At 61.4% G+C, this 13,730-nt stretch carries 12 protein-coding genes and 1 tRNA gene; 5 read left to right on the top strand and 8 right to left on the bottom strand.

Features of this window, described 5'->3' with window-relative positions:
* Positions 1–83: 83 nt before the first annotated feature.
* Complete coding sequence (parE, locus tag J5Y06_RS20265) at positions 84–2,246, top strand: DNA topoisomerase IV subunit B (protein ID WP_245248177.1); 2,163 nt, start codon at positions 84–86, stop codon at positions 2,244–2,246.
* A 9-nt stretch (positions 2,247–2,255) separates the two neighbouring features.
* Here parE and J5Y06_RS20260 read toward each other — a convergent pair whose 3' ends face one another.
* Positions 2,256–3,002: a competence/damage-inducible protein A gene (locus tag J5Y06_RS20260; RefSeq protein WP_209337013.1), complete on the bottom strand. Its 747-nt coding sequence runs from the start codon at positions 3,000–3,002 to the stop codon at positions 2,256–2,258.
* A 169-nt stretch (positions 3,003–3,171) separates the two neighbouring features.
* Here J5Y06_RS20260 and wrbA point away from each other — a divergent pair, with 169 nt between their 5' ends.
* The 3 genes from wrbA (at position 3,172) to J5Y06_RS20245 (ending at position 4,977) form a co-directional block, all read left to right on the top strand.
* Positions 3,172–3,771, top strand: coding sequence for an NAD(P)H:quinone oxidoreductase type IV (wrbA, locus tag J5Y06_RS20255; protein WP_209337012.1), 600 nt, complete (start codon positions 3,172–3,174; stop codon positions 3,769–3,771).
* 109 nt (positions 3,772–3,880) lie between these two features.
* Positions 3,881–4,873 carry an alpha/beta fold hydrolase gene (locus J5Y06_RS20250; protein ID WP_209337011.1) on the top strand — a complete coding sequence of 331 codons (993 nt, stop codon included), beginning with the start codon at positions 3,881–3,883 and terminating at the stop codon, positions 4,871–4,873.
* An 18-nt stretch (positions 4,874–4,891) separates the two neighbouring features.
* Positions 4,892–4,977: transfer RNA gene (locus tag J5Y06_RS20245), tRNA-Leu, on the top strand.
* Between the two features lie 11 nt (positions 4,978–4,988).
* Here the strand turns inward: J5Y06_RS20245 and J5Y06_RS20240 are convergent.
* The 7 genes from J5Y06_RS20240 to tpiA form a co-directional block, all read right to left on the bottom strand.
* Entirely contained in the window at positions 4,989–5,441 is a 453-nt protein-coding gene (locus J5Y06_RS20240) for a hypothetical protein (protein ID WP_245248174.1), read from the bottom strand.
* 111 nt (positions 5,442–5,552) lie between these two features.
* On the bottom strand, positions 5,553–6,398 hold the full coding sequence (kdsA, locus tag J5Y06_RS20235) for a 3-deoxy-8-phosphooctulonate synthase (protein WP_209337010.1): 846 nt from the start codon (positions 6,396–6,398) through the stop codon (positions 5,553–5,555).
* Positions 6,395–7,288, bottom strand: a complete 894-nt coding sequence (locus J5Y06_RS20230) for a VOC family protein (protein WP_209337009.1) — start codon at positions 7,286–7,288, stop codon at positions 6,395–6,397. Before J5Y06_RS20230 ends, kdsA begins: the two co-directional genes overlap by 4 nt.
* Before the next feature lie 23 nt (positions 7,289–7,311).
* Complete coding sequence (locus J5Y06_RS20225) at positions 7,312–8,940, bottom strand: CTP synthase (RefSeq protein ID WP_209337008.1); 1,629 nt, start codon at positions 8,938–8,940, stop codon at positions 7,312–7,314.
* 138 nt (positions 8,941–9,078) lie between these two features.
* The gene (locus J5Y06_RS20220) at positions 9,079–10,035 is read right to left on the bottom strand and encodes a L,D-transpeptidase (protein ID WP_245248172.1); all 957 of its coding nucleotides are present in this window, start codon (positions 10,033–10,035) and stop codon (positions 9,079–9,081) included.
* A gap of 250 nt (positions 10,036–10,285) precedes the next feature.
* Positions 10,286–10,765, bottom strand: a complete 480-nt coding sequence (gene secG, locus J5Y06_RS20215) for a preprotein translocase subunit SecG (RefSeq protein ID WP_209337006.1) — start codon at positions 10,763–10,765, stop codon at positions 10,286–10,288.
* 160 nt (positions 10,766–10,925) lie between these two features.
* The gene (tpiA, locus tag J5Y06_RS20210; RefSeq protein ID WP_209337005.1) at positions 10,926–11,693 is read right to left on the bottom strand and encodes a triose-phosphate isomerase; all 768 of its coding nucleotides are present in this window, start codon (positions 11,691–11,693) and stop codon (positions 10,926–10,928) included.
* A gap of 142 nt (positions 11,694–11,835) precedes the next feature.
* On the opposite strand from tpiA, the gene J5Y06_RS20205 reads away from it, so the two are divergent.
* Positions 11,836–13,728, top strand: coding sequence for a SurA N-terminal domain-containing protein (locus J5Y06_RS20205; RefSeq protein ID WP_209337004.1), 1,893 nt, complete (start codon positions 11,836–11,838; stop codon positions 13,726–13,728).
* The last annotated feature ends 2 nt before the right edge of the window (positions 13,729–13,730 follow it).

Below are 13,730 nucleotides of genomic sequence, written 5' to 3'. Positions count from 1 at the left end.
ACAGAACCGGAACCTTTGTCGCAACGCGAGCTCGGGCGTGCCATATTGCGGGGTGATTCGCACTAGGCAGGTCCACCTCGGCAATGAACGACACCAACGATCTCTTCGGTTTCGACGCAGCGCCAGCGCGGCAGAAGCAGCCGCGGCCGGTTGATCCGATTTTGGAAGCAGCCCGCGCCCGCAAGGCGGCACAACCGGCGGCGGAGGTTGCTCAGACCGTGTCGGCAGAACCGAAGCCAAGCCAGACAACCGCTCCAACAACGCCCACGCGCCCTTCCCCGCAGCCGCGGTCTGCCGGCAAGGATGGCAGCGAGGGCTATTCCGCGGCTGACATCGAAGTTTTGGAAGGGCTTGAGCCGGTGCGCCGCCGTCCGGGCATGTATATCGGCGGTACGGACGAAAAGGCGCTGCATCATCTTTTCGCCGAGGTCATCGACAACTCGATGGACGAGGCGGTTGCCGGTCATGCGACCTTCATCGAAGTCGAACTCAACGCGGATGGCTACCTGACCGTGACCGACAACGGGCGCGGCATCCCCGTCGATCCTCATCCCAAGTTTAAGGACAAGTCGGCTCTCGAGGTCATCATGACGACGCTGCATGCAGGCGGCAAGTTCGACTCCAAGGTTTATGAAACGTCGGGCGGCCTTCATGGCGTCGGCGTTTCGGTGGTGAACGCATTGTCTGACGATCTCGAAGTGGAGGTCGCGCGCGGCCGACAGCTGTGGCGCCAGCGTTTTTCGCGTGGCGTGCCGCAGGGCGGGTTGGAAAGCCTCGGCGAGGTGCACAACCGCCGCGGGACCAGGGTCCGCTTCCATCCCGATGCGGACATCTTCGGCAAGGGCGCGGCGTTCCAGCCGGCGCGCATCTACAAGATGGCGCGGTCGAAAGCTTACCTGTTTGGTGGCGTTGAGATCCGCTGGTCCTGCGATCCGGCTCTCCTAAAGGAGAAGGACGACACGCCGGCGCGCGCCACCTTCCATTTTCCGGGAGGCTTGAAGGACTATCTCGCGGCCCAGCTCGGCAGCGAGATGCAGGTCACCCGCGAAGTGTTCGCCGGCAAAAGCGAGAAACAGGGCGGGCATGGTGGTTTGGAATGGGCCGTCACCTGGTTTGGCGGCGACGGCTACGTCAACTCCTATTGCAACACGATCCCGACACCGGAAGGAGGGACGCATGAAGCGGGTTTCCGCACGGCGTTGACCCGCGGCCTGAAAGCCTACGCGGAGCTCACCGGCAACAAGCGCGCGACAATCGTCACCGCCGATGATGTCATGATTTCGGCCGCCGGCATGCTGTCGGTCTTCATCCGAGAGCCGGAGTTCGTCGGGCAAACGAAGGACAAGCTGGCCACGCTGGAAGCGCAGCGCATTGTCGAAAACGCCATTCGGGATCCGTTCGACCACTGGCTGGCCGACAATCCGCAGGAAGCGTCCAAGCTGCTTGACTGGGTGATCGCGCGCGCCGACGAACGCTTGAAGCGGCGTCAGGAAAAGGAAGTCAGCCGCAAAAGCGCGGTGCGAAAGCTGCGCCTTCCTGGCAAGCTTGCTGACTGCACCCAGACCGCGGCGCAAGGCGCAGAACTCTTCATCGTCGAAGGCGACTCTGCCGGCGGCTCGGCGAAGCAGGCGCGAGATCGCGCCAGCCAGGCGGTGCTGCCGCTGCGTGGCAAGATCCTCAACGTCGCGTCCGCAGGGTCGGAGAAACTTTCCGCCAACCAGCAGATCTCGGACCTGATCCAGGCGCTCGGCTGCGGGACGCGCTCGAAATACCGGGACGAAGACCTGCGCTATGATCGCGTGATCATCATGACGGACGCCGATGTCGACGGCGCGCATATCGCATCGCTGCTGATCACCTTCTTCTACCAGGAAATGCCGAACCTGATCCGAGACGGCCACCTCTACATGGCCGTGCCACCGCTTTACCGCATCAGCCAGGGCGGCAAAGTCATGTATGCGCGCGACGACGCTCACAAGGACCAGTTGCTGAAAACCGAGTTTACCGGCCGCGGAAAAGTCGAGCTTGGCCGTTTCAAGGGCCTAGGCGAGATGATGGCGGCACAGCTCAAGGAAACAACGATGGACCCGAAGAAGCGCACGCTTCTGCGCGTCGAGGTTCCGCAGTTGCAAGACGAGGCCGACGCAACCAAGGCGTCAGTGGACGCGCTGATGGGTACCAAACCGGAACTGCGCTTCCGCTTCATCCAGGATAATGCGGAATTCGCCGAAGCGCTGGATATCTGAGAGGCGGAACTAGCGCGCGACCGGGGTGCTCAGCCGCTCCACCATCGCTTGCACCTCCGCGCGAGCCGTTTCCAGCACCTGCGGGTCGCGCGCGCGCACCACGAGTTCGGTCCAGAACTTGCCCTCGGCATATTTCGGATATGAGCCGATGATTGTGTCGGGATGCGCCTTCTGAATATCCCCAAGCGGTCCTCCGATGGTGCCCTCGCCCAGCGGACAGGACACGGCAGCGGACAACATCTTCGTACCGGTTTTCAAGGTCGGCAGCACATTGTCGAGCATGGCCTGGAAGATGGAAGGGACACCGGCCATGACATGGACGTTCCCGATCGTGAAGCCGGGCGCGGTGGAAACGGGATTGTCGATGTGGGTCGCACCCACCGGCATCCGGGCCATGCGCATTCGCGCTTCGCTGAACTCGAGGCCGCGCGCTGAATAGGTTTCCTGCAGGAGCTTGTAGGCAGCGGGGTCATAATCGCAAGGAACACCGAACGCCTTTGCTATGGAGTCGGCCGTGATGTCATCATGGGTCGGCCCGATGCCGCCCGTGGTGAAGACATAGGTGTAGCGGCTCCGCAGCGCGTTCACCGCCGCGACGATTTCGTCTTCCTCGTCCGGAACGATCCGCACTTCCTTGAGGTCGATGCCCACTGCCGTGAGCATGTCAGCCAGGTGACCGATGTTCTTGTCTTTGGTACGGCCCGACAAGATCTCGTCACCTATCACGATCATGGCGGCAGTCACGACGTCGGACATACGGCATTCCTTTGGGCTCTGAATCACGATGTACGTGGGTTGTCGGCGCGCCGCAATGGTTCCACTTTCATGAACGATGTGTCGGCTGATGCAGACCTTACAATGAACGATGGTGGTGCTATCTGCCGGTCCTGACTGACCCGACCACTGATTTCCAAGGAGCCGTGAAATGGCAAAGGTACTCGTGATCTATTACTCCAGCTGGGGCCATATGGAGCAGATGGCGAAAGCGGCTGCGGAAGGCGCAAGGTCTGCAGGGGCCGATGTGACAATCAAGCGGGTGCCCGAACTGGTACCGGTCGAAGTCGCCAAGGCGGCACACTACAAGCTCGACCAGGACGCCCCCATCGCTGATCCGCTCGAACTGGAAAACTATGACGCGATCATTGTGGGCGCTTCCACCCGCTACGGCGCCATGGCCGCGCAGCTCAAGAACTTCTTCGATCAGACCGGTCCGCTCTGGGCCAAGGGCGCGCTTGTGAACAAGGTGGGCTCCGTCATGGCTTCAACTGCAACGCAGCATGGTGGCGCAGAGATCGCCTTGGTAACGACCCAGATCATGCTGCAGCACCATGGCATGGTCATCGTTCCGCTTTCCTATGCTTACCAAGGCCAGATGGGCAATGACGTCGTGCGCGGCGGCGCTCCATACGGCATGACGACCACGTCCGACGGAGACGGGTCGCGCCAGCCATCGGCTCAGGAGCTCGAAGGCGCAACGTTCCAGGGCAAGCGCGTGGCCGAGATCGCCATCAAGCTGCACGGGTAAGCGTCGTCGCTCTGATTCAGGAGAACGGGCAGCTTCGGCTGCCCTTTCTTTTTCAGCCTTGCCGCAGGGGTTCGACGGGCTAATTTGCCTGTCAACGCAATTGGCACCCATGACAGCTTCAAGCATTCTCTTTGTCGTTCTTGCGCTTCTGCTTCTTCTTGCCCTGATCGTGATCGGCTGGGGCGTGGTCTCGACCCGGCGCATCGCGCGCATGGCAAACCGCCTGGCGCCTGCGATGGGCCAGTTCCTCGAGGTCGACGGCAATCGCATTCACTACTACGAGATCGGCGAAGGTCGACCGATCCTCTTCATCCATGGCCTTGGCGGACATCACCACCATATGCGCAGGCCGCTCATGGAGGCTTTCGGGCCGGGATATCGGCTGATCGCGATTGACCGGGCCGGTTCCGGCCATTCTTCCCGCGCTCGGGGCATGACGGGTCGATTGACGGAACAAGCGAGGCTGATCCGCGACATCATCGAAAAGCTTGGTTTGGAGCGCCCTCTGCTTGTCGGGCACTCGCTTGGCGGCGCAGTTGCCCTTGCCACCGCGCTGGACTTTCCGGAAAGCGTCGGGGGACTCGCCCTGATTTCACCGTTGACGCAGCCGGTCCAAACACTGCGCCCGGAATTTCGAAGCCTCTACATTCCGAACCCGCTGCTGCGCCGCTTCATCGCCCACTCCTTCGCGGTGCCCCTGTCGATGCGCCATTCAGAAGCCACACTCGACTTCGTGTTCGGCCCACAGAAAGCGCCTCAGGATTTCGCAGTCGAAGGTGGGGCAATTCTTGGCATGCGGCCCAGCCATTTCTACGCGACATCGAGTGATGCAGTCGCGATTCCTCTTGATCTCGCCCGCCAGCAGTCCCGCTACCGGGAGCTTTCGCTACCCATCGGCATCCTGTTCGGAACGGCCGACCGCGTCCTCGACTACCGCGAACACGGGCTTCCCATGCTCGATCAGGTGGAGGAGCTTGACCTCGAACTGCTGGACGGGATTGGACACATGCCCCAGTACAGCGAAACAGAGCGCGTGGTCGCCTTCATCAGGCGGGTGGCACAGCGCGCATTCATTGTTGATCCGCCACTCACGGTGAGCTAGGGGCTGAAACCGTGCGTTGCGGGCGTGGCGGAATTGGTAGACGCAAGGGACTTAAAATCCCTCGATCTTTGATCGTACGGGTTCGATTCCCGTCGCCCGCACCACGCAGAGGCCGTCAGACCAAGCTCCCGGCCAAACGTTTCTTGGCATCGTCGATCAGCTGGTTCGCGATCTGCATGCGGATTTCGGCTCGCGACCGGGCCCAGGTTTCCACCCGGTCGGGATGATTGATGAAGGCGAAGTCGCGGCGGATGCGGTCGAGTTCATGCGGGACCCTCACGCGCGCAATGCAGAGTTCGCGCGCGATTTCTTCGGGCTCGATGGACGGCAGATCCCCGACAGTGACGATCTCCTCCAGCTTGGGTTCGATTGGCGGCGTTTGCTCGTCAAGCGAGTGGTACTCCGCAACCGCCTCATCCGGGGTGATCGAGATGTGGTTGAGTTCGTCAGCAACGGCAAGATAGTCAACACTGACCTTCGTTGCCGACAAAGGCTGATCATCGACAATCGTCGCCGATGCGAGCAGTTCGTCCAGCAATAAAGCAAAGTCGCGGTCAGAGGTCGTCATCAGCGCACCTGGCGGATCATGTCACAACAACACATGAGCCAGCATTTGGATGCGTTGTAACGCGTTCCTCCTAATATTGCGTGCTTAGTACCGAGCGCAGTTTACGAAAGTTCAGCTTGGGCTTGCCTGCTTTGCGACGCGGTCAAACGCCGTCAAGCGCGTGAGCAGCGCCTCCATGTCGCCGAGCCGCACCATGTTGGGCCCATCAGACGGAGCATGGTCCGGATCCTGATGCGTTTCGATGAAGACTGCGGAAACACCAACCGCAACGGCAGCGCGCGCCAGCGTCTCGACATACCGGCGGTCCCCCCCCGACGAGCCACCTTGCCCGCCTGGCTGTTGCACCGAATGAGTGGCGTCGAAAACAACCGGAGCACCGATCTGGCGAAGCACCGGAAGAGCGCGCATGTCGGACACGAGCGTGTTGTAGCCGAAGGACACGCCGCGCTCGGTTGTAAGAACGTTGGCATTGCCGGACTCGGTAACCTTTGCCACCACGTTCTTCATGTCCCAAGGCGCCAGGAACTGACCCTTCTTGATGTTGACCACTTTCCCGGTCCGGGCCGCGGCAACCAGCAGGTCCGTTTGCCGGCAGAGAAAAGCAGGGATCTGAAGGATATCGACGACTTCTCCAGCGAGGGCGCACTGCTCTTCCGTGTGGACGTCGGTGAGGATCGGAAGCCCAAGGTCCTTCTTGATATCGGCAAAGATCGGCAGCGCGGCATCGAGGCCTGCCCCTCGCTTTCCACCGAGCGAGGTCCGGTTCGCCTTGTCGAAGCTCGACTTGTAAACAAGGCCGATGCCGAGCCGTGTTGCGATCTCCTTCAGTGCACCGGCCATATCGAAAGCGTGCTGCCGCGTTTCAAGCTGGCATGGTCCGGCGATCAGCGTTAGCGGCAGGTCATTCCCGAACCGCACATTGCCGACAGAAACTTGCGCGTTGGGCATCGTCGTCATCGACCGTCCTCGGAAAACAGGAATGGAACGCCCTGTCCGGGTGCGGGCGCAACGCAGATGATTCCATTCCGCTGATCACTGGCGATGCCCTTGCGCTGAAGCAGTTCGCCAGTCGCCCCGAGATCGGAAACGGCGAATTCGACAGCAGCCAATTGCAGCGTGGGGTCGAACGCATCCCAGGTTTCAGTTCCCAAAAGCGTGGCGGCGGCTTTTGGTTCAAGCACCTCGATGTCGGTTGTTGCCGTGGCAATCTTGAAGCCGCTTGATGTCGGCACGACCGCAGCATCGTCCAGCAGCTTCGTGAAAAGCGTTTCAAAGAGCTGCGGTTCGGGCGCAACGAGGATGACGCGCTTCAACCGCGCCGCGCCATTGGCATGCTCCGTCAGCGGGGCACGATCAACTTTCGGAACGCCGATCCGTTCGCAAGTGAAGAACAGCGCGTCTGGCGCCCGCAGATCCGCCGCGAAGGCCAGCAGGAAAGTCGCCTCGCCGCTTGAACCATCTTTCCCGATGAACGGTCGCGAGAAGCGCAGCATGTCGCCTCCGGATATCCCCTCAGCCCTGAAGCGCTCGTGGTCCGCCGCAGCATCCAGGGTTCCAAGCACGAGTGCGGAAAAGCCTTCCTGACCGGCGCGGGTTTGGTACTTCGTGTGGTGGCTGACAAACACGTTGCCGCTTTCGACGGCCGTGGTTGCGGCGTCGGCATTGCCAACGGCGAGCGGCTCGAGGAATGTGTCATCGGAAAGATAAACGCAGGCATTGACCGTGCCAAACGGGTGTTCACCGCGCGGCGCGACGGTGAAGCCAAGCGCAGCGTAGCGTTGTTCGGCAACCGTCAGATCGGCGACGGGCAGAACAAGATGGTCGAGGGGTCGAAGTTGGTTGCTCATGATGGGCGGTCTGCCTGAACTGTTCACACCAACCGGCTTTGCGCCATCGCGGCTTCGATGAAGCTAGCGAAAAGCGGATGCGGGTCGAAGGGTCGGCTTTTCAGTTCCGGATGATATTGCACACCGATGAACCAGGGATGGTCGGGATACTCCACCGTTTCCGGCAGCACGCCATCCGGGCTCATGCCGGCAAACACCAAGCCGCAGGCTTCCAACCGATCCTTGTAGTCGATGTTGACTTCATAGCGGTGGCGATGACGCTCCACAATCTGTGTGTCGCCATAGATCGACGCGATCCTTGATCCCTCGGCCAGCTTCGCATTGTAGGAACCAAGGCGCATCGTGCCGCCGAGATCGCCGGCCGCTTGACGCTTTTCCAACATGTTGCCGCGCAGCCATTCGGTCATCAAGCCGACAACGGGCTCCTCGGCGGGTCCGAATTCCGTGGATGTTGCGTCGGCAATCCCCGCCAGAGAGCGGGCCGCTTCGATGCAGGCCATCTGCATGCCGAAGCAGATCCCGAAATACGGCACCTTCCGCTCCCGGGCGAATTTTGCGGCCATGATCTTGCCTTCAGCACCGCGCTCGCCGAAGCCGCCCGGCACAAGGATGCCGTGCACCTTTTCAAGGAAAGGCGCAGGATCTTCCTTCTCGAAGACCTCGCTTTCAATCCAGTCGAGCTTCACCTTCACGCGGTTGGCGATGCCGCCATGCGCCAGGGCTTCGATCAGCGACTTATAGGCGTCCTTCAGACCCGTGTACTTGCCAACGATGGCGATGGTAACTTCGCCTTCGGGATTGTGGATGCGGCTGGCGACTTCCCCCCACCGCTCCATACGAGGCTTGGGAGCCGGGTCGATCCCGAACGCCGCCAGCACTTCTCCATCGAGGCCTTCGCCATGATAGGCGGTCGGAACGTCATAGATGTTGGCGACATCCAGGGCCTGGATCACCGCTGATTCCCGCACATTGCAGAACAAGGAGAGCTTGCGGCGCTCTTCGCGTGGGATCGGTCGATCGGCCCGCACCAGAAGGATATCGGGAGCAATCCCCAAGGCCTGCAGTTCCTTCACGGAATGCTGCGTCGGCTTGGTCTTCAGTTCACCGGCCGCCGGGATATAGGGCATCAGGGTGAGATGGATGTAGATCGCCTGCCCTCGCGGCAGCTCGTTGCCCAACTGGCGGATCGCTTCAAGGAACGGCATGGCCTCGATATCGCCAACGGTGCCGCCAATTTCGCAGAGCACGAAGTCATAGTCCTCGTTGCCGCTGCGCACGAAATTTTTGATCTCGTCGGTGACATGCGGAATCACCTGAACCGTGGCTCCAAGGTAATCGCCGCGGCGCTCGCGCTCGATAATGTTCTTGTAGATGCGCCCCGTCGTGATGTTGTCGCGGGCGTTGGCAGAGCGACCGGTGAAACGCTCGTAGTGTCCGAGGTCAAGATCCGTTTCCGCGCCGTCGTCCGTGACGAAGACTTCCCCGTGCTGATAGGGCGACATCGTTCCGGGGTCGACATTGAGATACGGATCGAGCTTGCGGATGCGAACGCGATAGCCGCGAGCCTGCAGGAGCGCGCCAAGCGCGGCGGCTGCAATGCCTTTGCCAAGAGAGGAAACCACGCCGCCGGTGATGAATACATATCGGGCCATGGGAGCTACCGCTTAGCTGGGGCGGATCGATTCCGCCAGAACAAAATCGGCAGTGTCATGCCTTCGCGCCATGACACTGTGAACAAAAGAAAAGAGGCCGGCGAGCCGGCCTCTCGGATATGCCTTGGCCTTGATCGCCTAGAGAACGACGACCTCCGTGCCCATCGGCACGCGATTGTAAAGATCCATGACGTGATCGTTGATCATGCGGAAGCATCCGTTGGAGGAGGCGCTGCCAATGCTCTGCGGCTGGTTGGTGCCATGGATGCGGATATGGGTATCAAGCTTGCCCTGGTAAAGGTAGATCGCGCGCGCGCCGAGCGGATTGTCCGGACCGCCGTTCATGCCGTCCTTATAGGGCCCATATTTCTTCGGCTCACGCTCCTGCATCTCCTTTGTGGGGAACCAGCGCGGCCATTCCTGCTTGTCGCCGACCTTGGCAGTGCCCTTGAAGGCAAGGCCTTCCTTGCCGACAGCGATGGCATAGCGGCGCGCCGTGTCACGTGACTCCACAAGGTAAAGGTAGCGGCTAGTGGTATCGATCACGATGGTGCCGCGCTCATAACCGGAGAAGGCCACCGTTTGCGGCTGGAACTCGGGACGAACGGTGAAAGGCTTCGCGGCAGAGCGCGCCGCGAGCTTGGTGTCGAGCGTGGTGGTTTCCGGCAGGTAGCGCGGGGCATCCTTGCCGAAGATTGTGTCAAAGAAGCCGCCGCGCGGCCTGTCGCTGCTGCGCAACTCGCCGTTGTTGCCTTCAAGCGCAACATCCACGGTCGGCATCGTTGAAACGGGGATTGCCTTGGCTGCGGACTTTACCGGCTTGGCCGCCCGTTCAGCTTCGAACTGCTTCTGGCGCTTGGTGGATTTGGCGGCGTTGGCCGACTTCTTCGGCTGTGCCTTGTCGCCCTTGCGGTTATCAGCTCGTTTCGAACTTTCCGCCTGCTTTGACGCTTTCGGTGTCGAGCCGGTGGTTTCCACCGACACAACACGCTGCGGATGAGCGCTGTGCGGATTATCACCGTCGCGTGCAAGGGCAGGCGTGGCGAAAACAACGGCCGAGCAGAACCCGGCAATGACGAAGTCACGGAGCAGCATGAGACGAACCTGAGATCGATTAAAGAGAGCGACTCGCGCAACGGCGCCCGCCATAGCGCCACCCTCAAGAAATGGTCGTAATGCTTTGTTGCCCGCCGCTCAAGATCCAACGCGTCCGCGGCGGCGCCGAACGCAGCCCGGTTTTGCTATTCAGCTCCGGCTGTGACTGTTTGGTCACAAAGGGCGTTACTCGGAAAGCAAAAAGGTCCGCCGCAGCGGACCTTCATTAAACCTTCCACACTCCAGCCGACTACTGCCCTGAAGGAACGCCGGCATCCGCAGGAGGCTGCGCAGCAGGAGCTTGTTGAGCGGGGGCCGGGGAAACCGGTGCCACATCACCTGAAGGCGGCGTTACCGGTGCAGGAGTGGGTTCAGTGATCGTTGCTGGTGCGGCTGGCGTGGCGCTGCCGCCAAGCTGATCCAGAACGCCATTGCCGCCGCCGCCAACAGGCTGCGTCTGCCCCGGCTGGTTGTTTGGAAGGCGGTCAAGAATATCGAGCGGATTGTCACCGTAGTAGCGCGCCACAATGGACAGCGCGAGCGAAGTCACGAAAAAGGCCGTGGCGAGGATCGCCGTGGTTCGAGTGAGTGCGTTGGCGGCACCCCGCGCCGTCATGAAACCCGAGCCGCCGCCAATCCCCAGTCCGCCACCTTCGGATCGCTGCAGAAGAACAACGGCAACGAGGGCGAGCACCACCAAAAGATGAATGACGATAAGAATGGTCTGCATGATGGTTCCGGAAGATCCTGCGGCTAGACAGCCCGCTTGATTGTTGGGCGGCTCCTACACGCAATCCGCCGTCAATCCAAGCCCTGCGCCGCCCGCCGCGTAACGACACGCTCGGGCGCGGGGCTGATATGGTGCCGGTGAAAGAGCCCTGCAACCCGCGTTAGGGCAGCTGTTGATAGGCTTCCGCAATGGCGAGGAAGTCTGAAGCCTTCAGGCTTGCACCGCCCACAAGCGCCCCATCGACATTCTCGATCGACAAGAGCTCGCGGGCGTTTGAGGGCTTCACCGAACCACCATAAAGGATTCGGATTCGAGCCGCCTGATCGCCGATCAGCTTCGAAAGTTCTCCCCGGATATGGGCATGCGCGGCTGCAACATCGCCGACCGTGGGCGTCAAGCCGGTTCCGATCGCCCAAACAGGTTCGTAGGCAAGAACCAGGTTGTGCCCGGTGGCCGTTCTCGGCACCGAGCCGGCAACCTGCCGCGAAAGAACCTGCAGGGCTTGCCCCGCGTCGCGTTGGTCACGGGTCTCCCCGATGCACAAGATCGCTTCCAGTCCGGCCCGCCAGGCGGCTTCTGCTTTCGCCCGCACCAGTTCGTCCGTTTCCTTGTGATCGGTACGGCGCTCCGAATGGCCGACGATCACATATTTGGCACCCGCATCCCTGAGCATCTCGGCGGAAACGTCGCCGGTGTGCGCGCCGCTTTCGGCCGTGTGGCAGTTCTGCGCGCCGATCCGCACCGGTGTTCCTTTTGTGCGTTCAACCGCGCGCGAAAGAAGCGTGTCCGGGACACAGATCAGGGCTTCGGTTTCCGCATCCAGCCCATGCATGAAACCCTGCGCGATCCGCGACAGCTCGTCCAGGGAAGCGCCCAAGCCGTTCATCTTCCAATTGCCGGCTACAAGCGGTCGTATGCCCGGGGTCATGGTTCCTCCTCGATGCTCCCTGAAGCTGCTTCCGTATCAAATTGCCGGTACAAAGCAATCGACACTGCCGGCCGGGCGGGTTATTGCCCGACGCTTGACATGGCCCATTCAAAGGGCCGCCGATCGAGCTACGGAACTCTTTATGCTGTCATTCCTTCGAAGCGCTGCCGGGACCTGGGTCGCCAAGCTGCTGCTGGTCCTTCTTGTGATCAGCTTCGCCGTTTGGGGCATTTCGGCCCAAATGGTCAGCGGTGGTGCAGCCAGCAGCGTCATCACGGCCGGGGACACCCGCGTCTCGCAGCAGGACTTCCGACTTGCCTATGACCGGCAGCTCAGCCTTTATTCGCAGCAGCTGGGAATGCAGATCACCCGCGAACAAGCGCGCAGCTTCGGCATCGAAAACCAGGTCATCGCGCAGCTGGTGGCCGGCGCCCTGCTCGACGAGCAGGCCAAAGACATGGGTCTAGGCGTTTCGGAAGACCGCGTGGCTTCGTTGACGGCATCCGATACCGCCTTTCACGGCCCTGACGGACAGTTCAACCGGCAGCAGTTCCAGTATGTGCTAAGCCAGGTCGGCATGCGGCCGCAGGACTACCTTCTCAACCGGGAACAGGTAGCAGTGCGGCAGCAAATCGTGGAAGCCGTCTCGGACGGCCTGAACGCTCCTGATGCTTTCCTTCAGGCGGTCGCGCTTCACAGTGGCGAAGACAGAACAGCCGACTTCATCACCCTTCCCCCTTCCTTGGTGGAGCCGATTGCCGAACCGACGGAAGCCGAGCTGCAGACCTTCTTTGAACCGAACAAGTCTCGCTTTGCAGCTCCCGAGTACCGCAAGATCTCTTATGTGCGCATGGAGCCGGCCGATATTGCCGATCCTGCGTCTATTTCAGACGAACAAGTGCAGCGTGACTACGATGCCAATAGGGCGCGCTTCACCACGCCGGAACGCCGCAGGATCGAGCAGCTTGTTTTCAGCAACGCCGCCGATGCGGAAGCCGCATCCACGGCCCTGAACAACGGAGCTTCTTTCGAAAGCGTGGTGCAGGGGCAGCGCAAAACGATGGACGACGTCCAGTTGGGCACGCTGGCCAAGTCGGAAGTTGCCGATCAGGCGATTGCCGAAGCGGCCTTCGGACTGCAGGCCGGCCAGACCAGCGGCGTGGTGCAAGGCAATTTCGGACCTGTGATCGTGCGCGTGACCGAGATCACCCCCGAGATCGTGCGGCCCCTCGCAGAAGTGGGCGAGCAGATCCGCCGTGATCTTGCCTTGAGCGAGGCCAACCGGATCCTTCTCGATGCGCATGACCGCTTCGAAGATGCGCGTGGAGCCGGGTCGACGCTGAGCGAAGCCGCGCAGCAGCTCAACCTCCGCGTCGCCACGGTGGAAGCGGTGGACCGGCAGGCGCAACGGCCGGATGGAACCATCGTCGACGATCTGCCTGCTTCGGCCGACCTCCTCCGGGAAGCGTTCGAAACCGATGTCGGGGCGGATAATCCGGCACTCCAAACAGATGCCAATGGCTATGTCTTCTTTGCCGTGGATGCGGTGATCCCGCCGCGCGACCGCACGCTGGATGAAGTCCGCGCCCAGGCTATCGAGGAATGGAAGGACGAACAATCCGCAAGCCGGCTGCAAGCTCGAGCGGCGGAATTGCAAAAGCGCGTTTCCGACGGAACCGCGACGCTAGACCAGGTGGCGACAGAACTGGGGCTGGAAAAGCAAACAAAGCGGGGCCTCAAGCGTGAAGCCGACGACGTGGATTTCGGCCGCGAGGGTGTGGCAGCCATCTTTGGCGTCGTTGAAGGCGCTGTGGGCCTCACCCCGGCTCCGCAAGACGGCGGGCAGATCCTGTTCCAGGTTACGGAAGTGACGCAGCCTGTCGGCGCCGATGCCGCCAGCCTGCCCGAAGACCAGCGCCGTCGCTTCAACACGGGCATGGCTGATGATCTTCTGGATCAGCTTGTTGCTCGGCTGCAGGGCGAGTATCCGGTTGCCATCAATCGGGCCGCGATCGACGGGGCGCTCGCCTTTTAGCC

The organism is Tianweitania sediminis (assembly GCF_017813335.1).
GTDB classification, from domain to species: domain Bacteria; phylum Pseudomonadota; class Alphaproteobacteria; order Rhizobiales; family Rhizobiaceae; genus Tianweitania; species Tianweitania sediminis.
This window is presented reverse-complemented; position numbering and strand designations above follow the sequence as displayed.

Excerpts from the sequence above, each read along its gene's own strand:
- parE (WP_245248177.1), top strand. The coding sequence starts at position 84 with ATGAACGACACCAACGATCTCTTCGGTTTCGACGCAGCGCCAGCGCGG.
- J5Y06_RS20260 (WP_209337013.1), bottom strand. The coding sequence starts at position 3,002 with ATGTCCGACGTCGTGACTGCCGCCATGATCGTGATAGGTGACGAGATC.
- wrbA (WP_209337012.1), top strand. The coding sequence starts at position 3,172 with ATGGCAAAGGTACTCGTGATCTATTACTCCAGCTGGGGCCATATGGAG.
- J5Y06_RS20250 (WP_209337011.1), top strand. The coding sequence starts at position 3,881 with ATGACAGCTTCAAGCATTCTCTTTGTCGTTCTTGCGCTTCTGCTTCTT.
- J5Y06_RS20240 (WP_245248174.1), bottom strand. The coding sequence starts at position 5,441 with ATGACGACCTCTGACCGCGACTTTGCTTTATTGCTGGACGAACTGCTC.
- kdsA (WP_209337010.1), bottom strand. The coding sequence starts at position 6,398 with ATGACGACGATGCCCAACGCGCAAGTTTCTGTCGGCAATGTGCGGTTC.
- J5Y06_RS20230 (WP_209337009.1), bottom strand. The coding sequence starts at position 7,288 with ATGAGCAACCAACTTCGACCCCTCGACCATCTTGTTCTGCCCGTCGCC.
- J5Y06_RS20225 (WP_209337008.1), bottom strand. The coding sequence starts at position 8,940 with ATGGCCCGATATGTATTCATCACCGGCGGCGTGGTTTCCTCTCTTGGC.
- J5Y06_RS20220 (WP_245248172.1), bottom strand. The coding sequence starts at position 10,035 with ATGCTGCTCCGTGACTTCGTCATTGCCGGGTTCTGCTCGGCCGTTGTT.
- secG (WP_209337006.1), bottom strand. The coding sequence starts at position 10,765 with ATGCAGACCATTCTTATCGTCATTCATCTTTTGGTGGTGCTCGCCCTC.
- tpiA (WP_209337005.1), bottom strand. The coding sequence starts at position 11,693 with ATGACCCCGGGCATACGACCGCTTGTAGCCGGCAATTGGAAGATGAAC.
- J5Y06_RS20205 (WP_209337004.1), top strand. The coding sequence starts at position 11,836 with ATGCTGTCATTCCTTCGAAGCGCTGCCGGGACCTGGGTCGCCAAGCTG.